This is a genomic window from Rhizobium sp. BK529, from assembly GCF_014194105.1.
GTDB lineage: Bacteria > Pseudomonadota > Alphaproteobacteria > Rhizobiales > Rhizobiaceae > Rhizobium.
The window spans coordinates 619,963-641,690 of the sequence record NZ_JACIAU010000002.1 but is presented as its reverse complement, the minus strand read 5'-3'; the positions used below and the strand labels follow the sequence as shown (position 1 = coordinate 641,690).

22 protein-coding genes and 1 pseudogene are annotated in these 21,728 nt (G+C 57.8%); 11 read left to right on the top strand and 12 right to left on the bottom strand.

The features are described from left to right. Window positions 1-159: pseudogene (locus tag FHX08_RS19990) on the top strand (IS30 family transposase); the annotation flags it as partial. 368 nt (window positions 160-527) lie between these two features. Here FHX08_RS19990 and FHX08_RS19985 read toward each other — a convergent pair. Next, window positions 528-2,324 carry a hypothetical protein gene (locus FHX08_RS19985; RefSeq protein ID WP_132655397.1) on the bottom strand — a complete coding sequence of 599 codons (1,797 nt, stop codon included), beginning with the start codon at window positions 2,322-2,324 and terminating at the stop codon, window positions 528-530. 263 nt (window positions 2,325-2,587) lie between these two features. On the opposite strand from FHX08_RS19985, the gene FHX08_RS19980 reads away from it, so the two are divergent. Continuing rightward, window positions 2,588-3,055, top strand: a complete 468-nt coding sequence (locus FHX08_RS19980) for a hypothetical protein (RefSeq protein ID WP_132655466.1) — start codon at window positions 2,588-2,590, stop codon at window positions 3,053-3,055. 231 nt (window positions 3,056-3,286) lie between these two features. Here FHX08_RS19980 and FHX08_RS19975 read toward each other — a convergent pair whose 3' ends face one another. From FHX08_RS19975 to FHX08_RS19965, 3 genes are read right to left on the bottom strand one after another with little or no spacing between them, the layout of a single operon-like run. Further along, the gene (locus FHX08_RS19975) at window positions 3,287-4,225 is read right to left on the bottom strand and encodes a DUF2950 family protein (RefSeq protein WP_132655395.1); all 939 of its coding nucleotides are present in this window, start codon (window positions 4,223-4,225) and stop codon (window positions 3,287-3,289) included. Window positions 4,226-4,254: 29 nt separating this feature from the next. Next, window positions 4,255-5,643 (bottom strand): DUF3300 domain-containing protein, encoded by a 1,389-nt coding sequence (locus tag FHX08_RS19970; protein ID WP_132655464.1) that lies wholly within the window; start codon window positions 5,641-5,643, stop codon window positions 4,255-4,257. Between the two features lie 41 nt (window positions 5,644-5,684). Next, the gene (locus FHX08_RS19965; RefSeq protein ID WP_132655393.1) at window positions 5,685-5,999 is read right to left on the bottom strand and encodes a hypothetical protein; all 315 of its coding nucleotides are present in this window, start codon (window positions 5,997-5,999) and stop codon (window positions 5,685-5,687) included. 422 nt (window positions 6,000-6,421) lie between these two features. Between FHX08_RS19965 and FHX08_RS19960 the strand changes: the two genes are divergently transcribed. The 3 genes from FHX08_RS19960 to FHX08_RS19950 are packed head-to-tail and all read left to right on the top strand — an operon-like array spanning window position 6,422 to window position 10,145. Further along, entirely contained in the window at window positions 6,422-8,137 is a 1,716-nt protein-coding gene (locus FHX08_RS19960) for a SulP family inorganic anion transporter (protein ID WP_132655391.1), read from the top strand. A gap of 20 nt (window positions 8,138-8,157) precedes the next feature. After that, window positions 8,158-8,997 (top strand): polyphosphate kinase 2, encoded by an 840-nt coding sequence (gene ppk2 / locus FHX08_RS19955; protein WP_132655389.1) that lies wholly within the window; start codon window positions 8,158-8,160, stop codon window positions 8,995-8,997. A gap of 32 nt (window positions 8,998-9,029) precedes the next feature. Continuing rightward, window positions 9,030-10,145: an AI-2E family transporter gene (locus FHX08_RS19950; protein WP_184327578.1), complete on the top strand. Its 1,116-nt coding sequence runs from the start codon at window positions 9,030-9,032 to the stop codon at window positions 10,143-10,145. Between the two features lie 12 nt (window positions 10,146-10,157). Here FHX08_RS19950 and FHX08_RS19945 read toward each other — a convergent pair whose 3' ends face one another. The 3 genes from FHX08_RS19945 to FHX08_RS19935 all read right to left on the bottom strand — a co-directional run bounded on the left by FHX08_RS19945 (window position 10,158) and on the right by FHX08_RS19935 (window position 11,302). Beyond that, window positions 10,158-10,394: a hypothetical protein gene (locus FHX08_RS19945; RefSeq protein ID WP_132655385.1), complete on the bottom strand. Its 237-nt coding sequence runs from the start codon at window positions 10,392-10,394 to the stop codon at window positions 10,158-10,160. Window positions 10,395-10,559: 165 nt separating this feature from the next. Next, entirely contained in the window at window positions 10,560-10,874 is a 315-nt protein-coding gene (locus FHX08_RS19940; RefSeq protein ID WP_165911928.1) for a hypothetical protein, read from the bottom strand. A 77-nt stretch (window positions 10,875-10,951) separates the two neighbouring features. Further along, window positions 10,952-11,302, bottom strand: coding sequence for a hypothetical protein (locus FHX08_RS19935; RefSeq protein WP_132655383.1), 351 nt, complete (start codon window positions 11,300-11,302; stop codon window positions 10,952-10,954). 269 nt (window positions 11,303-11,571) lie between these two features. Here FHX08_RS19935 and FHX08_RS19930 point away from each other — a divergent pair, with 269 nt between their 5' ends. From FHX08_RS19930 to FHX08_RS19920, 3 genes are all read left to right on the top strand, one after another. Beyond that, window positions 11,572-12,798 (top strand): ATP-binding protein, encoded by a 1,227-nt coding sequence (locus FHX08_RS19930; protein WP_132655381.1) that lies wholly within the window; start codon window positions 11,572-11,574, stop codon window positions 12,796-12,798. Continuing rightward, a complete protein-coding gene (locus FHX08_RS19925) occupies window positions 12,788-13,456 on the top strand; it encodes a response regulator transcription factor (protein ID WP_132655379.1) in 669 nt (222 codons plus the stop codon). The genes FHX08_RS19930 and FHX08_RS19925 overlap by 11 nt, the downstream gene beginning before the upstream one ends. 91 nt (window positions 13,457-13,547) lie before the next feature. Then, on the top strand, window positions 13,548-15,326 hold the full coding sequence (locus FHX08_RS19920; protein WP_132655377.1) for a hypothetical protein: 1,779 nt from the start codon (window positions 13,548-13,550) through the stop codon (window positions 15,324-15,326). A 3-nt stretch (window positions 15,327-15,329) separates the two neighbouring features. On the opposite strand, the gene FHX08_RS19915 is transcribed toward FHX08_RS19920, so the two are convergent. Further along, on the bottom strand, window positions 15,330-16,295 hold the full coding sequence (locus FHX08_RS19915) for a hypothetical protein (RefSeq protein ID WP_132655375.1): 966 nt from the start codon (window positions 16,293-16,295) through the stop codon (window positions 15,330-15,332). 159 nt (window positions 16,296-16,454) lie between these two features. Between FHX08_RS19915 and FHX08_RS19910 the strand changes: the two genes are divergently transcribed. Together FHX08_RS19910 and FHX08_RS19905 are read left to right on the top strand one after the other, a co-directional pair. Further along, on the top strand, window positions 16,455-17,099 hold the full coding sequence (locus FHX08_RS19910; RefSeq protein ID WP_132655373.1) for a helix-turn-helix domain-containing protein: 645 nt from the start codon (window positions 16,455-16,457) through the stop codon (window positions 17,097-17,099). Between the two features lie 49 nt (window positions 17,100-17,148). After that, a complete protein-coding gene (locus tag FHX08_RS19905) occupies window positions 17,149-17,496 on the top strand; it encodes a hypothetical protein (protein ID WP_132655371.1) in 348 nt (115 codons plus the stop codon). Window positions 17,497-17,561: 65 nt separating this feature from the next. Here the strand turns inward: FHX08_RS19905 and FHX08_RS31550 are convergent, their stop codons facing one another. Further along, window positions 17,562-17,807, bottom strand: a complete 246-nt coding sequence (locus FHX08_RS31550) for a hypothetical protein (protein WP_245508315.1) — start codon at window positions 17,805-17,807, stop codon at window positions 17,562-17,564. 293 nt (window positions 17,808-18,100) lie between these two features. Here FHX08_RS31550 and FHX08_RS19895 point away from each other — a divergent pair, with 293 nt between their 5' ends. Then, window positions 18,101-19,030 carry an aldo/keto reductase family oxidoreductase gene (locus FHX08_RS19895; RefSeq protein WP_132655369.1) on the top strand — a complete coding sequence of 310 codons (930 nt, stop codon included), beginning with the start codon at window positions 18,101-18,103 and terminating at the stop codon, window positions 19,028-19,030. A gap of 93 nt (window positions 19,031-19,123) precedes the next feature. Here FHX08_RS19895 and FHX08_RS19890 read toward each other — a convergent pair whose 3' ends face one another. From FHX08_RS19890 to FHX08_RS19880, 3 genes are read right to left on the bottom strand one after another with little or no spacing between them, the layout of a single operon-like run. Continuing rightward, window positions 19,124-19,867 carry a tyrosine-protein phosphatase gene (locus tag FHX08_RS19890; RefSeq protein ID WP_132655367.1) on the bottom strand — a complete coding sequence of 248 codons (744 nt, stop codon included), beginning with the start codon at window positions 19,865-19,867 and terminating at the stop codon, window positions 19,124-19,126. Between the two features lie 2 nt (window positions 19,868-19,869). Then, window positions 19,870-20,730 (bottom strand): carbohydrate ABC transporter permease, encoded by an 861-nt coding sequence (locus tag FHX08_RS19885; protein WP_132655365.1) that lies wholly within the window; start codon window positions 20,728-20,730, stop codon window positions 19,870-19,872. Beyond that, window positions 20,720-21,673: a carbohydrate ABC transporter permease gene (locus FHX08_RS19880; protein WP_132655363.1), complete on the bottom strand. Its 954-nt coding sequence runs from the start codon at window positions 21,671-21,673 to the stop codon at window positions 20,720-20,722. The genes FHX08_RS19885 and FHX08_RS19880 overlap by 11 nt, the downstream gene beginning before the upstream one ends. Between the last annotated feature and the right edge of the window lie 55 nt (window positions 21,674-21,728).

The following is a 21,728-nucleotide window of genomic DNA, read 5'->3' as shown; positions in this document are numbered from 1 at the left end:
TCTCCTCTGCCAGCCTTTGCGCGTCAAAGCTTCACCTTTGATCGCGGTACCGAGTTTGCCGGATTCAGGGCTTTGGAAGAAGGGATCGGCGCGCGCAGCTGGTTCTGCGACCCGAGTGCACCGTGGCAAAAGGGAACTGTCGAAAACGCCAACAAACGTAGGCCGAGGTGTTCATGGCGCATTTGCAGGATCAGGTGTGATCCCCTACCCTGCAAAACAGGCGTGACGCACTTGGGTTAGCTCCTCCACCGCAAGGTTAAAGTGTCCTGTTTCTGCAAAGTTGGAATGTCACACTCCCCGGGTCTGAAGGGTGCCCGGGAGTTTGCAGGTGGGGTTGATTGCGATGAGCGAACGCGATCTGCATACGGATCGAGATTTTGTCGAAGGTAATCGCCGGCCGGATGACCATGATGTCGGCTTCGCATGTGTTTGATCTGAGCGAGCACAGCTCCCTGACAGCTTATGCAGTAGAGTGAACCGGCGATCATATTGTAAAAGCTGAAGGCTTGCACAGCGAAGCGGACGTTTCAGTTCCCTGCCACCTGATCTGACACCGGCACGCCGGCAGCCTTTAGCCCCGCAAAGAAGCGTTCCTGGTCCTCGGTCCGCGCCAGCCGCTTGGCGACTTCTTGCCTGACGTTCGGGATCAAAGCTGGTGACTTGAGCTTGATCCAGTCGAGCTGCTCATTGGCCTCCGCGGTTTTTCCCAGCGTGCCCAGGATGGAGAGCAATACGAGGCGATGCATCGGATTGTAGTTCAGGTCCGACATTCGGGACCAGAGTTCCGCGGCTTGCGTATCACCCCTCATGAAGGCACAAAGCGCCATTCCGACTTCGTAATATCCACGTGGTCCGGCTTTTCTGCTTATGGCCTCGGAAATCAGCTTGCAGCCCGTGTCCCATTTTCCCGCCATCGACAGGCGCAAGCCGTATTCACCCGCCACCTCGGTATCATTCGGATTGCTGGCATAGGCGGCCTCGCCGACACGCAGGGCTCCGGTCGGGTCATTGCTGAAAAAAGTGGCGAGCATCAGTGCTTGAAGAGCACGTGCATTCTTCGGGTCGAGCCGCACCGCGTGTTCGGCGAGTTCTTTAGCAACATTGAGTGTGGCGGCTGTCGGCTTGGTATTCAGCTGGTACGGAAAGCGGAACTCGTCAAGATGGATCAGCGATAGAAAAGCGACAGTATTGGAGACATCGGGGTTCTTTTCAACGGCCCGCTGCAGACAGGATTTTGTCGCTTCATGCGCCTGCGCAGTCATCTCGCTGCGATAGCTATAGTAGGAGAGAATGCAGGAAAAAGCATCGGCACTTCCGGCAATGCTGGCGGTGTCCGTCTTGAACATGACGCCGAACGGCCGTGCAACCGCCGTGGCGATATGTTCAGCGAGGCTCGACTGCGTTTTCAGGACGCCCTGCACTTTCATGTCGGCATCGTAGTTGTTCGCCCAAATGACCACGCCATCCGCCCGACGCACGAGCCTTGCCGTTGAACGCAGATTGCTTCCTTCCAGCCGAACGCTTCCCTGGAGAGTGTAGAGTGGCTCCGGTGAAGCTTGGCCCTCTCTATTGCGCGGCAGCGCGGCGGCGACCACGATGTCGTTGAAGGGGACGAGTTTTTCGATGATGTCGTCGGTGATGCCTTGAGAGATATCGGATGCAAGCCCTCCTTCAGAGGCACTTTCAAAGCGTTCGACGACGACGGTGGGGCGGTTGCCGATCCCCACCACCCTCTCGTCTCCCGTATCGAATAAGCGTGCATGCAGAAGTATCGCTGCCGAGACGAGGAGGATAATCGCACCTCCCGCAAGGAGCCTATATCCGGGTCGTGACCAGAGCCCACTCGTCTTGTCTCGGCTGACCGTATCCCCAATAACTTTCGGCTGCTGCGCATCGCCTCCCCCTGATATCGGTTGACCGGAGGGCCTGGGTTTCGACGTACCTGCGGGCTCAGCACCTTGCCTCACCTCGAAGACCGGCGCATAGCCGCCTCTGGGAACTGTGATGACGATCCGGTCAGCAGCGCCGGCGGTTAGGTAATAATGTTCCAACTCCCTCCTCAGCCGCCCTGCTTCGATGCGGACACAAGGATCCTGCTGGGCATCGAAATTCGCGTCTCTGCCGAAAACCGCCTGCGCGATGGTGGAGGCCTTGAGATAATCGCGGCGGCCCGCAAGCATTTCAGTCACCACAAATTCAAGGAATCGCCTCGCCCGTTCCGGAAGACGGAACTCCGGGCTGAACAGAATACGCTCGAGTTGCTGTTCCACCTCTTCCTGAGAAGGGATGCTGCAGCTACCCCTGTCAACGCCTGCATTTGTCATCGGCTGCCCTCAAATCCTGATTGCCTACAACCTGCAGCATGCTTCTGCTGACGATAAACGCGAGTTGGCGTAACGGCAATGGCATTCAACCGAACAGCCTAATTAAGGGCAAACGCATTAACGGATTGCGACCTAAGCGAGCAATTCAGGGTAAGCTGTGTGCTGACGTAGGATACCGTATCCTACCGAGGCGGACGCGTATTTTACTGCCCTCATCTCCCCACGCGCCCTATCATTATCTTCATACTCTGGAGGAAGCGGCGATGACATCACCTGAAACGTCCACATCCCAACCCATGACGAGTGCCGAAGATCTGCGCAAACGTGCTCTGGAACTCCAGCTTCTGGAGATGGAGCGCAATGAAAGGATCAAAGAGCGCGAAGCAAAGAAACATTCTGAGTTCGTCGAGGATTTTTTCAGCAAACATGTTGGAGAAACGGAACGCGCCGTCATCAAGCGGCTAGTGATGAAGGCGGCTGCAGACGGAAAATACGAGGCTCTGATCTATAGTTTCCCCTCGACATTCTGCACAGATAGCGGCCGGGCCATCAATAACAATCTACCCGGATGGCAGAAAACGCTGCAGGGAAAAGCCAAGGAACTTCTCGAACTGTTTGAAGAAGTTGCCAAGCCACAAGGCTATGGGCTCAAGGCAATGATCATCAACTTTCCCGATGGCATGCCGGGAGACGTGGGCTTCTTCCTCACCTGGGAACCGCCTGTCGACTGACCGGTAAAAGCCGGAATGCGCGAAGGAATATCAAACTTGAAAGCGACCGAGATCGAGTGAAGTTCCCAAACCATTGGCCCACCCGCCCGTCCTGTAACAGGCTCATCTTTGCCGCCGGGATCGAAACTCCACTGGCGTCCGCTTGATTGGCGGGCTCTCCTCGCACCAGCCGCACACTGACGGTTGCCTTGCACCCTCCGCCGGCTGCGCAGGACGCCGCCGGTTGAGGTGCTATTCGCTTACGACGGTCCAGTTGGCATCCGGATTGAAATCTCTGATCGCCGCCGCGCGCTCTTCCGTTTTCGGTCCTAGATCGCGCTGGTAAATGACGTTCGCGCCATTGACGATGAACGTCTGCACGCCGGTGACCCGATATTTGACAGGCCACGCGATGAGCGCGAAGCCACCGGTCATATAGCCGTTGATGATGTAGTTTTGCTTGCCGCCAAGCACGTTGTCTCCCTGGGACGTCAAAATGCGATAGCGATAGCCGTAGTAGCCGTCGCCGCGTTTAGCGGCGCCGAAAGCGGCCGTCTCAACCAGAGCGCTTGCAGGGCTCTCCTCGGGATAGACGTTCGGATCCCAGTAAAGGCCATCAAGTTTGCCCGGACTGCTGATCAGTTTCTTTGCGAATTCATAGATGCCGTCGCCATCACGGTCCTCGGATGCATATTGATATTGGGCGGCGACGTATTCATGCATGGTGTCGATAGTGGCGAGTTCGTTTTCGCCGACGCGACGATTGATGATTTCCTCCAGGCCGCGCTGAGTGTCAAAGGACCATTTGCCGTCCTTGCCCTCGGTTAGCGGAAACGGAAGAGGCCAGAGCCGATCGCCGATGGCGACGATCTTCGTGCCTTCCATATCCCGCAAAACTGCCTGCCGCTGGGCGCCTTCGCGGATCAGACCATAAGCGATCGTCGCCTCGTTGCTGGATCGCAACTTGTCAGCGTTGAGACCGAGCAGAGCCGCGAGATCTTCGATACGGCCGGAAGCCAGCGCTGATTTCAATTTGTCGAGCGCAAGCTCTGGACTGTCGAATTTCGGGGACGGCGTCGCTGCCCTGAATTCGGCGAGATCTGTTTGCGCCTGCGAAAGCGCCGGCGTTGTCGGCACGGCGCAGATGACTGCCGCAAGCAAAATCGGAATTACGGTCGAATGACGTTTCATAATGTAGCTCCCTGAGCTGGAAAGAGGCCTCACCGGCGTCCGCCACCACCCCGGCCGCCGCCACCTCGCCCACCACCGCCACGATGCGGAATTGGGCGCGACCGCTGCTGGGGACGGGCTGACTGGCGATGGGCGCCCATGCTCTGCGCCCCTCGTTGTGAGGCAACGGCTTCACGCCGACCGGATTGGGGATTGCCGAGCGCGCTCGGCTGGCGCCCGCGATTGTCAGGTCTTGCGGCCATCTGCGGTTTGTTGGCCTTCTTGACGGAGTTCTGTGCGGGCTTGGAGGAGCGATTGGCTGCCTTCTGAGGACGCGCTTCAGGCCGGGATGCGGCCGGCCGATTACCTGCCGTTGGTCGATTTGCCTGCGGCCTATCCTTCAGGCCCTGCGCGGTACTTTTGCGAATGTCTTGCGCACGTGCCGAGTTGGCGCGATTAGCGGGCAGCTGGCTCGCCTGGATGTCGTTGGCCCTGTTACGCAACTGGTTGCGATTATCGCCCTGCAGGCCGGACTTGATCGTCGACCGGTCTATCTTTGCAAGCTGGTCCTTGCTGATGCTGATCTTGCTGCGATCGACATTGTTCCAGTTGACATCGTTCCACTTCAGCCTTCCGTTGAAATTGCGGTCGTTCAGGCAGTTGTTGCAGTCGATGTCTATGTCGCCACCCCAGCGGCCGCCCCATACGCCCCAGTCGTCCCAGTTGACGATGGCCGCAAAGGCAAGGCCGGTCACAGCGCCAGCGAAGAACGTCGCCCCGGGATAATAATAGTTGTCGTAATAATCGGGGTAATAGGAAATTGGCGCTGACTCATAGCCCGGCTCATAGAGCATCTCCGGCGGATATTGCGGGATATAGATTTTTTCCGGATCGGTCGGCCGGATGATGATGTTGTTGTTTTCAGTGACGACCGTCACCTTGTCATCGGTTTTGATGATATTCTTTTCCACCGCTTCGTCGCGAAGCTGCTGGATGGCGATCAGGACATCCTTCTGCTGGTTGGTGAGCGCGTCGGCGAGTGACTGGGTCCAATCGAGATCGTCGCTCATCATCTTGACGATGTCAGGATAATTGAGCAGCGAGACAACGCTGCCGTCCCACTCGCTCTTGGGCTTGAGGTCGGAATTCTTCTTCTTTGCCTCCAGAAAGCGCTGTGCCTCGATAATCTGCAGAGGGAAGAGAGACGCGGACGAAATTGCCGCAACCAGCTCATCGGGATAGAGCGCGATCCGGGCCACGAGCACTTCAAGCTCATCATCGGATAGAAGCGCGGCTGCGGGCTGTTCAGCACTTGTCTGCGCCGGCGCTGCTGCCGGTACAGGGGGCTGCGTCTGCGCTCGCACTGGGAGCGCCGGCTGCAACGCAATAATCGCCAGCGCAGACAATCCACCAAGCAGCTTGCGGGAAATTGCTTTCATCACGGACGGACCTCCCTTGGGTCATTGAACGACAGATACGCCTACAGAGATTTTGGACCGCTCTGCGGCGACCGCCTGAGCACCACAATTTTCGATTGGGCGATCGCCTCCCCCATCTCCTTCAAGAGGGCATCGACGAGGTCAGCATATTCCAGCCGCCGCGCCTCCCGAACCGCCTCCGGCAATCGCTCGACATGTGCGAGTGCCTGTGCCGCGGCTGTCAGATCTTCACACATGCTGTGAAAGGGCTCGTTTGCGTAGAAAAGACGTTGCACCACTCGCTTCTGGTTGGGAAAATAGGTCTCTGCCGTCTCAAGGACGGACAAATATGTCGAACCTTGCTCTCCCGACACCATCCCCGCCCCCGCCATCAAGCTGCGCTAAGCAGATGAGGAAACTATATATATCAAGCAGATCGGCAGCAGACGTAAAATACGCGATCTTACATTAGCCGGCTTCCAAAAAAGGCTTGGCGAACTCGGTCCGCGAGGCCAGAATGTCACCCAGCCCTCCGATCCCATCCCTTCATTTTCCCTGGAGGTGATCCGTACAGGCAGGGCAAGCTGCCGCGCGCTGATAGAGGTTACGCGATGCTACGGGCCTCAGCGCCAAAACGGGCCTAATATCCGTGTTGTCGACGCGATCGACCGGCTCGGCACGCTCAGGGCTCCTGGAAAAAAACCGATCAGCATCAATTGCCTGGTTGGCGTCATCCCGGCGATGCAGCGAATAGCGAAACGCAAAGGGGAGCCAACGGTGAAAGCATAAGGAGCCAGCAGTGATAGGCAACCTCCCAGTATTGCGCGGCTTGGCCGGTTTCAATAGGGGCTGGCTTCGCAGTGATATTCCGGCCGGGCTGTCGATCGCCGCTGTCGGCCTGCCTAGCGCTATTGCCTATCCCGCCATTGCGGGCCTACCACCGGAAACTGGCATCTATGCCAGTATCGTCGCGCCGATCGCCTATGCGATTTTTGGGCCTTCCCGGCTGCTGATTGTCGGACCCGACGCGGCGTCAATGTCGGTGTTGGCCGCTGCAATGGGCACGATCATCGCCGCCGATCCGACAAGCGGCGGCGATCGGGTAGCCATCGCGGCGGCTCTCGCCCTTGGCGTCGGCGCCTGCTATCTCGTCGCCAAATTGCTGAAGCTTGGCGTTCTCGCAAGCTTTCTTTCCCGCCCCATCCTGGTCGGGTTCTTTGCCGGCGTGTCTCTCTCGATTCTTGTAGGACAGATCGGTCGCTTCACGGGGCTGAAGATCGAATCGGATGGCTTGATCCAGCCGCTCGTTGAAATGCTTGCCAAAAGCAGCCTTATCCATTGGCCTTCGCTCATTCTCGGGCTTGCCATGTTCGCATTGCTATGGATCGTTCGTCTTTTTCCCTTCAAAATTCCAGGCCCAATTCTCGTCGTTATAGTCTCGGTCGCTCTTTCCGCGATTTTCGATTTTCGGGGCCAAGGCATTGCCGTCGTCGGGGACATACCGCGTGGACTTCCGAGCTTTTTCCTCCCTCCGCTTTACGAGATGCCTCTCGACAAAGTCGTCACTGGTTCGGTTGCCATCTTTCTTGTCAGCTTCGGATCCGGCATCGTGGCAGCACGCAGTTTCGCGTCGCGGACCGGTGACGAGGTCGATGCAAATCAGGAGTTGGTCGGACTTGGCGCAGCCAATATAGCGCCCGGGCTTTTCGGTTCGTTTCCGGTCAGCGTGTCGGACTCTCGAACCGCCATAAATCTATCGACTGGCGGCGTTTCGCAGGTCGCAGGGTTGGTTTCCGCCGTCGCCCTGATCGCCGTGCTGGTTTTCCTCCACGGGGCACTGCGTATCCTTCCCATTCCCGCGCTTGCTGCCATCCTTACAATGGCTGCTGTCAGCCTGATCGATATCCCTGAGCTCAAGAAGATCTGGCGCATCAGCCGGATGGAATTCGTCTTCGCGCTGATCGCCATGTGGGGAGCGATCAGCTTTGGTGTTCTCAATGGCGTCATTGTCGCGATCATAGCAACCTTCGTCTATCTCCTGCGGCAGACCATGTTTCCGCGCGACGGCCTTCTTGGCCGCATCGAGGGGCGGCACGGTTTCTTCGATCTCAAGCGCTATCCCGAGGCCCGTCCCGTCCCGGGCGCGGCCGTCTTCGCGGTTCAGGGCAGCATCCTGTTCTATAACGCCGATTATGTACGCACCCGGCTGACGTCGGTCGTGAAGGAGCTTCCCTCGGGCACCAAATGCCTGGTGCTCGACGCCAGCGCCATCACACAGATCGACAGCACCGGCGCGACTGCGCTCGAAGCCGTCGCGGAAATCCTCGTGAAGCGGAACATCATCTTCGCCTTTGCCGATCTCAGCGACGAAAGCCGCATCATTCTCGAACGGGCGGGGATCATCAAGATGGTCGGCGCCGACAATATTTTCAACGGCAGAGAAGAAGCGCTGCGGACACTAATCGGCGATATCGACCAAATCAGTAGTCCCATGCCGGCGAGTAACGCTCTTTGATGATAGAAGGAGGGAGAACCATGGACGAGAACTACGAGCCGAAGCAGATCGGCAGCGATGAGAGCCGCGGTAAGGACAAAAAGAAGAAGAAATCATGGGATTACGAGAAGGAGATCGGCCGGTTGCAGGTCGAACTCGCCCATCTGCAGGCCTGGGTGAAGAAAGCCGGCGCAAGGATCGTCATCGTCTTCGAGGGACGCGATGCTGCAGGAAAGGGCGGAATGATCAAGCGGATAACGGAAAAGGTCAGTCCGCGCGTCTTCCGCGTCGTGGCGCTGCCCGCACCGACCGAGCGCGAGAAATCGCAGATCTACATGCAGCGTTATATCGCCCATCTGCCGGCCGCCGGCGAGGTCGTGATATTCGACCGCAGCTGGTACAATCGCGCCGGCGTCGATCGTGTCATGGGCTTCTGCAGCGATAAGAAGGCGCAGCGCTTTTTGGAACTCGCGCCCCGCTTTGAAGCGGCCATCGTCGAGAGCGGCGTCATTCTGCTCAAATATTTCCTGACCGTCAGCGAGGAAGAACAGGAGCGGCGTTTCAGGCGCCGGATCGACGATCCAGTGCGACAGTGGAAGCTGAGCCCCATGGATGTGGAATCCTATCAGCGCTGGTGGGATTATACCCGTGCCTATGACGAGATGCTGCGGATGACCGACACCAATCATGCACCATGGTGGATCGTGCCTTCGGACGACAAGAAACGCGCGCGGATCAACTGCATCTCGCACATCCTGCAATCCATTCCCTATGAACGGGTGAAGTTTGACGAACCCGATCTCGGGAAACGCCAGAAGCGTCCGGCCGGCTTCATGGAGGATCGCAGCATCCGCCACGTCGTACCCGATACGACGCCGTAACCGGCGCTGGCCTGGAAGTGGTGGGCGCAACGATGGACCAGCCAGCCGATACGCCGGCGCAGAAGACCGATGCAGGCCAGATTTCGATAGAGGCGAGAGTAAGCGACCTTGTCCGATTGGGCATCATTGGCCTTTTTGCCTATTGGACGATGGTTCTCATTGCACCCTTCGTACTGATCGTCATCTGGTCGGCGATCCTTGCGGTGGCGCTGTTTCCGATGTTTGAGGCACTCTCGCGGCTGATTGGAAACAGGCCGGCAATTGCGGCCACCATCATCGTCATCGGTTGCCTCGTCCTGATCATCGCGCCGCTCGCCCTTGTTGCTGTCAATTTTGCCGATGCGCTACAGGCGTTGATCGGCAAGTTACGGACGGGAAATTTCACGCTGCCTGCAGCACCCGCCGCCATTATGGAATGGCCTGTCGTCGGCGAGCGCATCCATGACATCTGGAATCAGGTTGCGGACAACCTGGCGTCCACCATCATCAAGTTTCAGGCGCCCGTTCGTGAGGTCATGGGCGTCATTGTCGCAAAGCTCGCCTCGATCGGCGGCGGCGTGCTGAGCTTCGTCGTTTCAATCATACTGTCCGGCCTGTTTCTGACTCAGGCCACGCGTCTGGCAGAAGCTATAAAGATGCTGGCAAGCCGGATTGCGGGCGAAAGGGGCGTCGGCTTCGCGCGGCTAGCTGGAACGACTGTGCGGAATGTCTCACGGGGCGTGATCGGCGTTGCCTTCCTGCAAACTCTGCTCTGTGGTTTATGTTTTGCGTTCTTTGACATTCCGGCACGCGGTGCACTGACCTTTGCGGTCTTCGTACTTTGCGTGATGCAGCTGGGGCCTGGACTTGTGCTTCTGCCGGTCATCATCTGGGGGTGGTTCTCCTGGTCACCCGTTACTGCCTTTGTCTTCACCTGCCTTGCCGTGCCGATCACGGTCGTCGACAATGTTTTGAAACCAATCCTGATGGCGAGAGGCCTCTCGACGCCGATGCTCGTCATTCTGATCGGCGTCATTGGCGGCACGCTCTCTCACGGCCTCCTCGGCCTGTTTCTTGGGCCTGTCGTCCTCAGCGTCTTCTACGAATTGTTGAGAGCCTGGGCCTGGCCGCAGGCGACCACAGAACTCGAAACCGAACACATCGGATAAATACTGGCAGGTTCATCGGCTGGTACAGTAGACGACGACTTCCTGCTCTATTTCGCGGCAGAGCTGCTCATATTCTGAAATCAGCCTGTCTTCCCTCGGTCTTTGAGTCCGGAACCTGTCCAACGCATCGACCGCAAGATCATAGGCCTCGAACATCTCGGCGAGCGTATCGTTGGTTATCTCCGCCAGAAGATGACGGATATCCGGAAGCCGCAACATCAGTTTTCTGCGGCCGCGTTCTCGGCTCATGGGTAGCTCCGTATTCATAGCAAGTCTGCAATACGAAGACGGAAGGGAACCGGATTGTTCCCCGCACGGTAAACTATATGTTCCGGTTTGGGCGCCCAAAATGCCAGATTCGTCTGAGATGACGGGGCGCATTTCAATTCCGGGCCGTTGAAGAGGGCACCCCTTTCAATGAAGATTGGAAGGGTCGCATCGTTGATTTTGCCATGTGCGCCAATGGGTCGGGTGAATGTCCAGCATCTCACCGGTCACGGCGTTGGCCCATCCGCCGGGCAGACGCTGGCAAGGAAAAACCAGGGCATGGGTGCCTTCGTCGTCGATGACGGCGAGTTCTATATCCTCTCCGAACGGAGCTGTAATGACCAGCCGCCACATCACCGAACCCTCCCCGACGATGCACCGACCGGCAAGAGGCCATTGTTTCGGTATGCCAATTGGTCTGCCGACGTGGCTTCTCCTGCCAGCACTCTTCGGATGTTGCATTCCGCTATTCCTGCCTTGGCGTCATACCAGCGATCATGAACTCTCTTCGCAGTGAACCCAGCGTAGCGGGCGATCGCTCATTCAATGTAGAAAGTCAGATTGCCGTTGCGGGCACGCGTCGCCCATTCGATATCGTTTGGTGTCAATTTCCTGGCCTTCAATTGCTGAACGAGCCACGGGTTGGAGCGGATAGCTGCCCGGATTGCCTTCACATGTTCATCACTGCCCGGCGAAGGCACCGAACCGATTTCATGTGCGGTATGATAACTGACGACCGAAAATCGCTTGCGCTGATAGCTGTTGATGTACTCCGGCAGGTTTTCTGCCCAATTCATGCGCCGGTATTCCTTGCGGGCCTCCTCGGCGGCGACGGGCAGCACCAGCGGCGCAGCGGTTGCGATAGCAATAGCAAGCGCAAACTTCCTCATCTTTCAGCTCTCTCAAGTGGCCGTATGGCAATTGTGCCACAGAGTAGCGGAACGAAGAGCCGGAGGCATTGAGCGGGATCAATGGTGAAGGGACCGGGCCAAACGCTGCCCGGTCGATCTTCGGCAGGTCGGGTTGTGGGAAAAGACCAATAGAGCCTACGCGATGCTACTCCGAGCTACCGTCCAAAGGAGGTAAACTCTCGCTATTGTTGAGAAGGAAAAGGTAGTCAAGGCACTGGACCAGTTCTGAAGGGGCGGAGGAGACCATCATGTCCACCAAGATGGAGGCGGCGCCGCATGTTGCCAAATACGGCTCCATCGTTTCAAGCCTGACGGGACGAAAGTCGTTCATCGGATCGCAAATGGCGCGCCACGAACCTGTGCATGCTTTGCCCCAGGAGGAGAACGGGCCACAGATGAACTGGATCCGTCAGCTCTATGAGCACATGCCCGACGCTGTGTTTTTCATGAGTAGCAAGAATAGAATTTCAGCGTGCAACAGGGCTGCGGTGACCCTGTTCGGCTACGAGGAAGAAGAATTGCTCGATGGCAAGATCGACCTCGTCTGGTCCTCGACGCCGGGCGTCCAGCTCAGGGGACGCTGGGCGGACCGGGGTGCGGTGCGCGCTGGCCTAGCAACGACCAAAGCCGGTGTTCAGTTTCCAGCTTCCCTGACCGTTATCCGGGAGCAGGACGAAAGAGAACCCTTTGCTGCGGCGATCTTCGAGGACTTCCGAACGGAGCGCGAAACATTGCAACAGGTTCAGGAGCTTCAAGGTGAATTGGCGCGTCTGGCAAGAATAGTCGCGCTCGGGGAGATGACCGCGACGCTTGCTCACGAATTGTCCCAACCGTTATCTTCGATCACCGCTTACTCGGAGGGCTGCGAGCGCCTTGTGACAGACGACCGCCGCCGGCACGGCGGAGAACTTCGCGAAGCCTTGTCCGAAATTACGCATCACGCCTTGTGGGCAGGAACGATCGTCCAGAATATCAGGGAATTCGCAAGGTACGGCACCGTCGACAAACGACTGGAAGCAATGCACACCTTGATTCCCGACGCAACGACACTTGCGCTCGCCGGAGCATTCCGGAAGGGCCTGCACATCGATCTGCAACTCGAAGCAGAGCGGGACATCGTGCTTGCAGACCGCGTCCAGATCATCCAGGTGTTGACGAACCTTATTCGCAATTCCGTGGAGGCGACCGATGGCGTGGAGCAACCGTCTATCGAGATCCACACCAGAATCGATGATTTCTCGCAACTGATTGTCGACGTGTCCGACAATGGCTGCGGAATTGCCACCGAGATCGAAGAGGCGTTGTTTCGCCCGTTTGTGACTAGTAAACCGCGCGGACTTGGCATGGGCCTGGCGTTGTCCAAACGCATCATCGAAGCGCACGGAGGCCACATAAGGGCGCGCAAGGGATTGCAGTGCGGTGCAATCCTATCGTTTTCGCTTCCGCTGGTGGAGGCTGCAATCAATGGCGAATGACCTTACAATCCATCTCGTCGATGACGAGGAATCGCTCCGGCGATCTTTAACGTTTCTGCTGGTATCGGCAGGCTTTGCGGTTCGCGCACATAGTTGCGCGAAAACTTTTTTGGATCTTCTACCGCTGTCAGGACGAAGCTGCCTCGTTACCGATCTAAGCATGCCCGATATCCATGGCATCGAATTGCTTCGACGATTGAGGCGCGTAAACGCAGACGTGCCGGCGATCATCATTACCGGCCAGGGAGATATCGCGACGGCGGTTCAGGCGATGAAGGTTGGAGCATCCGATTTTCTGGAGAAACCGATCGACGAAGAGACCCTGATTGCAGCCATCAATGGAGCAATGAGGCAAGGGTGGTGCGGCAGCGCCGTGACCGATTGCGAAAATGCTGCGGCGCGACTACGCCAGCTCACGGACCGCGAACGCCAGGTCCTGTCCGGCGTGCTCGATGGCTTACAGAACAAAATGATAGCCTATCATCTCGGCATCAGCTCGCGCACCGTGGAGGTCCATCGCGCCAATGTGATGGCCAAGATGGGCGCGCGCAATCTGGCGGAACTCATGCGAATGGCCATGACCATCGATACCGCGGCGCAACCGTTTGAAACCGCAAAGACTTTGCCGGCCGGCAGTTCGGCCATTTATCTTCGATAATTCTAATACACGCCTTGCAACCTCAGGCTCGTGGGATATGATAGGTTATAAAGGTCTTAAATGATTGCGTGCTCTTGTCGTAGGGGCGGTCATGAGGAGCGCAAAGGTCAGTGCTTTCAGTAGGCTTGGGCCGACGGCTGACGAGATCTGCCGGCAGGTAGAACGGATTCTTACAAGCGAGGAATTTCACGCGCCGAAACGCGGACGAAGTTTCCTGGAATTCGTCGTTAAAGAGACGCTTGCAGGTCGATCAGGCTTCCTGAAGGCATTTACGATCGCAAATGTGGTTTTCGGTCGGGAAGCTTCGTTCGACCCGCAGAACGATCCGGTTGTCCGGATCGAAGCAGGCCGAATACGAAAGGCGCTTGAGCGTTATTATCTCGTCGCAGGCCAAGAGGACGACGTCGTCATCACGGTGCCCAAAGGCGGATATGTCCCGCATTTCGAATATGCGCGGGGTGCCCCGGCCCCACTAGATCCGGTAGAGATCCTGGACAGGGCACATGACGCTGAATACGAAGCTCAGGATCATTCGCTTCCGAAAACGCATCGTCCGGGATTGGTCACCCTTTTGGGTCTCGGGGCTGCGCTCGCAGTCGTGCTGGCTCTTTTTATCCTCGCACTCACGCACGCATTGTCTTGGCGTGACGCTTCGACCGCGGTCGTGACGCCAACACGTCCTGGGCCAAAGGTGTTCATCGAATTTTTCACCGAAAGCAGCTCTGCTGACGCCGGCTTGGATATTGCACGGGGTCTCAGGGACGACATTATCGGGCGGCTTGCCCAGTTCGACGACATCGTCGTGGTCGCCGATCCGCTGCGTGGCGAGCACGGCGCCTCTGCCGATTACGCATTGCAGGGCAATGTCCAGCTCGATGGAAGCAGGCTGCGGGCTGCTGCCAGACTGGTGCGCCAATCGGATGGAGTCGTCATCTGGGCCGATAATTTTGATGCCGATCTTCAAACTCAAAACGAGCTTGCGATTCAAGGCAATGTCGCACGGCTGATCGCCGATGCGATCGCACAGCCCTATGGCGTGATCTTCCAGACCCACACGGATAAGCCAGCGAGACCGGCACAGACGGGAGACCAGACCGCCTATATCTGTATGCCTGCCTATACCAGCTATCGCCAGACCATGACCGCGCAAAGTCACAGTGCGGTACGCGAATGCTTGCAACAAGCGACGCAGCGTTTTCCCGATGACGCAGTGTCCTGGGCGTTGCTGTCCACGGTCTATCTCGACGAGATCAGATTCCGCCACGCGCTGGGTATGTCATCGTCAACCCTGCCTCTCGCACTGGCGAACACTGCGGCGGAGCGAGCGATATCGCTTGCGCCGGGAAATCCCAACGTGCTGCAGGCACAGATGCTAGTGAACTTTTTCAGCGGAGATATCGACGAAGCCCTGAAGGTAGGGACCGCAGCCTACGCCGCAGACCCTGACAATGTAGAACTCGCGGGCGAATACGGTTTTCGCCTGGCGATGTCAGGGAAATGGCAATCGGGCTGCGAGTTGCTGTCGGTCGCCCTCAACAAGGGTATTGGCGCCAGAGGTTATTATGAGATCGGCATGGCTTTGTGCGCCTTCATGAAAGGCGATATCGAAGAGGCTGAGCAATGGTCTAGGCGGTCCGATCTCGACAACAATCCCATGCATCGCCTTGTGCTTCTATCCATCCTCGGAGCAGCCGGGAAGATGGGCGAGGCCATGCAGCAAAAAGATTGGCTCAATATCCACGCGCCCGTTTTGATGGCGAATATCCGTCAGGAGGTTTCGCTCCGACTGCCACGACCAGAGGACCAGGAACGCTTCCTGAACGGACTGCGTGCCGCGGGACTGGTCATCAGCGCTGTGTCGGCAAGATAAAAGCTATTGACCGGCGCCGACGTTATTCAGCCTGTGGCTGCTCGATACCTCCATGGCGATTTGTGCTGCGAGCTCTTCTTCAACATCAAGAATGGCATGGCCGCGCAGGTCTCGATCATATTGATTTGCCCAGACAACTGCACCGTCAGCGCCGTTTATCAGGCGGACATGCAGGTGAAGGATCGCGCCTTCGACGAGCACACTTCCTTGCAGGTTGAAAAGTAAGCCGGACATTTCCACGCTGGACCTGCCCGGAGCAATCACGATAAGATTCTCTATCTTCATGAGCTTTGCAATCAACTGATCGGCCAATCCCTTCACGAAATCAGCTCCCTGCGCAGTGCCCCCAAGGACGGTAAAGGGATCGACAACAATCGTGATCTTGCTCTTCACCGCTGATGTAGCCGGCGCCGGTAATGGTTTTGGTGGAAAGAGATAGGCCTCAAGCGGACGGATAAGGGCGAGTATGGCAATTGCCCCGAACAGCGCGACGACACCGATCGGCAACAGGAGATCCCGATAGCGCACCGGTCGCTCCTGCTTAAGGGACCATCGCTTAGTCTTGTGGTTCTGCGGGATGGAAACTTCGTCTGCAATCGAACTGTCTTCTTCCACTGAAAAGTGCGGCGCATAGCCTCCTTTGGGAATTGTAATCTTAATGTGATCACCACGGCCGCAGACGAGATAGTATCGTTCGAGCGCGCGTCGGATCCGCCCTGCTTCAATGCGGACAACCGGATCACTTTGAGCATCGAAGGAGGCATCGCGTCCAAACACCGCCTGTGCAATCGTATAGGCCTTGAGCTGTTCGCCACGGCCTTCAAGCGTCTCTTCAACAATATATTGCAGGAAACGGCGGCCGCGCTCGGGGGCAAGGAATTCAGGACTGGCGAGGATAAGGTCAAGCTGCGCACGCACGCCCGCAGGATCTTGAAATGCGCGGCTGTCTCCTCCTTCATCCGATGCCATCAGACCTCCCGCGATACATCGTGTCGCTCTCATCAAGGAGAATGGACCTTATACACCGGTCGATGAGCCCGAGCTTCAGTAACACTACGTAAGGGGTATATCGAATACCGGCGCGGCCTGCGATTGCTTATGCTGCGATATGGATTGAGGGCGACGCGTATGCTTCAAAACCAGACGATCGTAAAGCAAACGACAGTTGAGGGCCACCGCCATGGCCACATTGCCGGAGCGGCCAGGGATCAATCAATCCGGCTCAAGCCCGACGAAACGATATATAGCGAAGGCGAACACGCTCTTGCGATCTACCAGGTCGAAGCGGGCGCGGTGCGGATCTACCGCCTCACGGCACGCGGTCAGCGATATATTTTATCCTTTTGCGGCAAGGGCGAATGGTTTGGACTCGAGACAGGTAATGTGCGAACCGATTTTGCAGAAGCCGTCTGCGAAACCTGTATCAGGCCCTTTCGCGCCGATCAGGACACAGTTGTCCCCATAGACCTTCTCCATATTGCTCTGACGAACCTCGCAAAGGCACAGCACAAACAGCTCGTCATCACCGAGCAAAGCGCTCTGAAGCGCGTTGCTGCCTTTGTCAATGAAATGGCCGATCGTCATCCCCGAGATTGCGAATTCGATATGATGATGTCGCGCAGCGATATCGCCGACTATCTTGGGCTTACCGTCGAAACCGTCGCCCGGTGCTTCACGAAACTCCGCGAAAAACGCATCCTCCGCCTGAACGGCAAACTGCAACGCGTCGTTCGCCTTCTCGATCACGATGCACTCATCGCAATGACGATCTAGCGGCAGCAAATTCCAGCAGAATTGATCGTGTAAAAAGAGGAATTGAGCAATGAGTTACGTATCCGGTCGCATTTCAAACGGATTGACCAAAATGCTCCTTGCAGGCCTGGTCTCGCTGGCGGCGGTTCCGCTCACCACCCTCCAGGCGCAGGACAATCCGTTCGATCAATTTCCATTGCTCATCCAATGCAAATACAAAGATACCTATCATGCCTTCTACATATCACGTATCTCCGCGGACGGTGTCGCGACCTATATGGCATCTGAACGGATTGCCGGCACGATCACCCTGGATGGCCACGCGAAGGCAACCGGCGGCGCGGAGGGCGGCAGCTGTGTCGGCAAGACCCTAGAAGAGCTTCGTGCATCCGGCCAGGCCTTTGACTTTAAACGTTAAGTGAGGACGAGGCCTAACGGCAGGTCGCTCGAGCGGATAAGAAACACCGCGCCGGTTCGATCAGTTTAGCCCTTGGTTGCCCCTGCAGTCAGCCCGCCGACGAAAAGGCTCTGGAAGAACAGGAACAAGAGCGCGATCGGGAGCGTCATCACCATGGAGGCGGCCATGACCGCTCCCCAATCGGCCGGCGTCGTATGTGTGAGAATGATACCGTCGACGGCCCCCTCCTCGACCAGATCCCGCACGGTTGCGAGTGGATCATCTGCCTGAAACTGCGGTGCCGCCGTGGTATGATAGTCACTTTGCTTCATCGCGCCACAGTGCGCAGTGTCACCCGCTGCATGCCCCTGCGGGATGCCGCCAGTTTTGTTCGATCCGCCACGCAGTTTTCCTCCAGTTCGCCGGACGACGCCCATTCCGCAACACCGCAATGTCTAGCCTATCATACGAGTTGCGTGCAAAGGGTGTTGCCAGATCCACGCCAGCGGGCGGGATTGGGGAAAACATCAGCGTTGATGGCGACAGCTTCCGCTAGCCACGCAACCGCCGTTCCCGTAGAAGCGGATAACCATTTGGTTATTTCGCAACCGCTGAGGTGTTCACCATGAAATTCTACAAGCTTCCGCAAGCCGACCTCGATGTGTCGAGCATCATCCTCGGAATGATGCGGATCGCCAATATGAGCAACGGCGAAATCCAGCAGCTGGTCGGCGCCGCTCGCGACGCCGGCGTGACGTTTTTCGACCATGCGGACATTTACGGAGGCGCACCGCATCGCTGTGAAGCCCGCTTCGGCGAGGCTATTTCGCTCACCGCCGCCGAGCGCGAAAAACTCCTCATCCAGAGCAAGGTCGGCATCCGCAAGGGATTCTTCGATTTCTCTGCCGAACATATTCTGGCCTCGGTGGATCAATCGCTTGCAGCGCTGAAAACCGATTATCTCGACGTGCTTCTGCTGCATCGGCCGGACACGCTTGTCGAACCCGAGGAAGTCGCGGCAGCCTTCGACACGCTTGAATCTGCCGGTAAGGTCCGGCATTTCGGCGTCTCCAACCACACGCCCGGTCAGGTCGAACTGCTCAAGACCGCAGTCAAGCAGCCGCTCATCGTCAATCAGGTGCAGCTCAGCATCACCCATGCGCCGCTCATTGCCTCAGGCATTGCCGCCAATATGGCCGGGCTCGACCAGTCGGTCGACCGCGACAACGGCCTCCTCGATTATTCCCGTATCAACGGCATGATGCTGCAGGCATGGTCGCCTTTCCAGAAGGGTTTCTTCGATGGCGTATTCCTAGGTGACCGCGAGAATTTTGCCGATTTGAACGACGCCATCGACGAGCTCGCAAAAGCCTATGGCGTAACCCCGACGGGCATTGCCGTCGCGTGGATCACCCGCCATCCTGCAAAGATCCAGGTCGTCCTCGGCACCACGAAGCCGGAGCGTGTCGCCGAAGCCGCCGCCGGCTCTTCTGTCTCGCTCACTCGCGAGGAATGGTATCGGCTGTTCAGGGCTGCAGGGCACACGCTGCCCTGACCTGCCGCTATGATACGGTCGCCTGATAACCAGGCGGCCGCCACTGCAGCTGCCGGCATTACGCTAAGTCGTTTTTAGCGAGACGAGGCAAGCTCAAACGCAGAGCCGCCGCTCGAGGCTGGCGATGTCGGATTGGCTCAAGCCTATCTTCGTGAGATAGGAATCAACGCCGCCGTAACGTCTGGCAAGGTGGCCGAGTGTGCGGGCCATGCTGTGCGGCGCCGACGCAAGGACTGCGTCCGCAAGGTTGGAAGGTATGCCGCGCGCGACCGCCCGTGCGTGGAGGTCTGCAAGCAAGGGAGAGAATATCGATCCGGTCAGCGCGTAATCTTCAATGATAACAGCGTCGTCGACGCCGGCATGTGCGAGCATCAGAGCGGCAATGATACCGGTACGGTCCTTGCCGGCTGTGCAATGGAATAGGACGATCCCTTCCGGCGCATGTGCAATTGTCCTCAGCACTTTGGCGATTGCCGGCTGACAATTATCGAGCGCCTGGCAGTAGCGGTCACCCATATCGAAATGGGGTGATTGCGCCGCCATCATTTCGACTGGCGCCAATGCCGAGAATAGCGCAACATTGTCGTACTGAACCCGCGCATCATTCGTGAAAGGATTGGCCTCCCGGGCCAGTTCCTGCGGGTTGCGCAAATCGATCACAGTCGTCACCCCGTGAGCGATCAGTGCCTCGATATCGGCCGCGCTCAGCGCATGCAGAGCGTCGCCGCGCAGGACCGAGCGCCAGCGCGTCAGTCCACCGTTGCCGGCCGGATAACCGCCAAGGTCGCGCACGTTGCGGGCGCCGGTGAGCGCGATAAGTCTCTCATAATTTTGCATGATCAGCGGATTCCGGATTTCATGAAGGATTCGATGACGTGCCGCTGGAGAACGAGATAGATCAGCAGGATCGGCAGGCTGGCGAGCGCCGCGGCCGCCATCAGCGGCCCCCACAGATTGCCCTCCTGCGTCATGAACATCTGCAGGCCGATCTGCACGACAGAGTTTTCGGGTCTGCGTGACAGCAGGAGCGGCCAGAAATATTCGTTCCAGGCGGAGATGAAGGCGATGATCGAAAGCGAGGCGATCGGCGCCCCCATATTCGGCATAACGACCTGCCAGAGAATGCGAAAGCTTCGTGCCCCATCCATGCGCGCGGCTTCCAGCACTTCGGTCGGGAAAGCCCGTAAGGCATGATAAAGCAGAAGGATGGCAAAGGCGTGTGCCGCGTTCGGCACGACGAGCCCCGTCAGCGTATCGAGCAATCCAAGCCTGGAAGCGAGCACGTAGTTCGGGATCATGGTGACCTGAAACGGCACCAGCCAGGACAAGGCGATCAGACCATGGACAACGGCCGACAGCCGCATGCGCCACTGCACAAGCGCATAGGCGGTCAGCATGCCCGTAGTCACCTGCAGAAGGGCGGTCGCGGCCGCGACGACGGCCGTGTTGAAGAGCATCTGCAGCATCGGTACGCGCGTCAGCACGAACAGGTAATTGTCGAACGTCGGATCGGACGGCCAGAGCGCCGTCGAGAACATCTCGTTTTCCGGCCTCAGCGACGTAACGATCATCCAGTAGACCGGAAAGATCGAGATGAGCGAAAGAAGGATCATGATGGCGTGCACGCCGAACTTGCGGAGGAGCCCGCGGGACGGTGCCGATCGGCCCGGCCGGTGATTGCGGAGGGCTTCAGTTGTCATAGAAGGCAATCCTCTTCGTCAGCCACATGCAGAGAGCCGCAAGCACGGCGAAACCGGCAAAGGCGATCATGCCTGCAGCCGAACTCCAGCCGGTCGAAAGCGTTTGAAAGCCGTATTCCCAAAGCAGATAGAAGATGTTCGTTGTCGATTTGAGCGGACCGCCATTGGTCAGCACGTTGATATAGGCAAAGCTCCATTGCGCTCCGAACAGCACCGTCATCATCGAGAGCAGCAGGATGGTCGGCGACAGCAACGGCAGCCTGATATCGCAGATGATGCGAAGCCGGCCGGCGCCATCGATGCGCGCGGCTTCGATATAGGATGGGTTGATCCCCGCATTCGCGGCAGAAAACAGCAGGGTCGAAAAGCCGATCAGCTTCCATCCGGTGATCCAGGTCAGCGTCGGCAAGGCATAGGCAGGATCGGTCAAGAAGCCGATGCGCCCAAGCCCGAGACGTTCAAGGGCGAGCGTGACGAGCCCCTGGTCCTCGTTCAGAAGCCAGCGCCATAGAATGGCTGCGACAACCGGCGCGATGATCATCGGCACGAAGATCATCGCCCGATAAATCGTTCGGGCGCGGCCTCCGAGATCCTGAGTCCAGATTGCGACGAAAAGGGGAATGATCACCGACATTGGAAACAGGCCGATCGTATAGTAGAGCGTGTTCCAGAGGGCATTACGCATTTCCGGCAGCGCCAGCAGCCGCTGGTAATTCGCGAGCCCCACAAAACGTTGCGGCGATGTCGGCAGCATGTTCCACTGATAGAAAGATAGGCGAAATGTCTCGGCGAGCGGCACGTAGGTCCAAACCATCAGCAGGACGAGCGCGGGCGCCAGGTATAGCCAGGGTGAAATGGTGAAGCGTTCACGGGTGATCTGCGCTCGTGCCGTAGCCTGTTTCGTTGAGGCGGGACCCACCACCTCTGCCTGGATATCCGTCATTGGCGAAAGCTCCGATCGGTTGCCCATAGAGGGCGGCAGGTGTCGCCGCCCCCTC

Bases quoted from the DNA above. Each gene is read 5' to 3' on its own strand.
- FHX08_RS19930 (WP_132655381.1), top strand. From the start codon at position 11,572: ATGTCCACCAAGATGGAGGCGGCGCCGCATGTTGCCAAATACGGCTCC.
- ppk2 (WP_132655389.1), top strand. From the start codon at position 8,158: ATGGACGAGAACTACGAGCCGAAGCAGATCGGCAGCGATGAGAGCCGC.
- FHX08_RS19890 (WP_132655367.1), bottom strand. From the start codon at position 19,867: ATGCAAAATTATGAGAGACTTATCGCGCTCACCGGCGCCCGCAACGTG.
- FHX08_RS19895 (WP_132655369.1), top strand. From the start codon at position 18,101: ATGAAATTCTACAAGCTTCCGCAAGCCGACCTCGATGTGTCGAGCATC.
- FHX08_RS19970 (WP_132655464.1), bottom strand. From the start codon at position 5,643: ATGAAAGCAATTTCCCGCAAGCTGCTTGGTGGATTGTCTGCGCTGGCG.
- FHX08_RS19940 (WP_165911928.1), bottom strand. From the start codon at position 10,874: ATGCAACATCCGAAGAGTGCTGGCAGGAGAAGCCACGTCGGCAGACCA.
- FHX08_RS19885 (WP_132655365.1), bottom strand. From the start codon at position 20,730: ATGACAACTGAAGCCCTCCGCAATCACCGGCCGGGCCGATCGGCACCG.
- FHX08_RS19985 (WP_132655397.1), bottom strand. From the start codon at position 2,324: ATGACAAATGCAGGCGTTGACAGGGGTAGCTGCAGCATCCCTTCTCAG.
- FHX08_RS19980 (WP_132655466.1), top strand. From the start codon at position 2,588: ATGACATCACCTGAAACGTCCACATCCCAACCCATGACGAGTGCCGAA.
- FHX08_RS19965 (WP_132655393.1), bottom strand. From the start codon at position 5,999: ATGGTGTCGGGAGAGCAAGGTTCGACATATTTGTCCGTCCTTGAGACG.
- FHX08_RS19915 (WP_132655375.1), bottom strand. From the start codon at position 16,295: ATGGCATCGGATGAAGGAGGAGACAGCCGCGCATTTCAAGATCCTGCG.
- FHX08_RS19935 (WP_132655383.1), bottom strand. From the start codon at position 11,302: ATGAGGAAGTTTGCGCTTGCTATTGCTATCGCAACCGCTGCGCCGCTG.
- FHX08_RS19950 (WP_184327578.1), top strand. From the start codon at position 9,030: ATGGACCAGCCAGCCGATACGCCGGCGCAGAAGACCGATGCAGGCCAG.
- FHX08_RS19880 (WP_132655363.1), bottom strand. From the start codon at position 21,673: ATGACGGATATCCAGGCAGAGGTGGTGGGTCCCGCCTCAACGAAACAG.
- FHX08_RS19975 (WP_132655395.1), bottom strand. From the start codon at position 4,225: ATGAAACGTCATTCGACCGTAATTCCGATTTTGCTTGCGGCAGTCATC.
- FHX08_RS19925 (WP_132655379.1), top strand. From the start codon at position 12,788: ATGGCGAATGACCTTACAATCCATCTCGTCGATGACGAGGAATCGCTC.
- FHX08_RS19945 (WP_132655385.1), bottom strand. From the start codon at position 10,394: ATGAGCCGAGAACGCGGCCGCAGAAAACTGATGTTGCGGCTTCCGGAT.
- FHX08_RS31550 (WP_245508315.1), bottom strand. From the start codon at position 17,807: ATGAAGCAAAGTGACTATCATACCACGGCGGCACCGCAGTTTCAGGCA.
- FHX08_RS19920 (WP_132655377.1), top strand. From the start codon at position 13,548: ATGAGGAGCGCAAAGGTCAGTGCTTTCAGTAGGCTTGGGCCGACGGCT.
- FHX08_RS19910 (WP_132655373.1), top strand. From the start codon at position 16,455: ATGCTTCAAAACCAGACGATCGTAAAGCAAACGACAGTTGAGGGCCAC.
- FHX08_RS19905 (WP_132655371.1), top strand. From the start codon at position 17,149: ATGAGTTACGTATCCGGTCGCATTTCAAACGGATTGACCAAAATGCTC.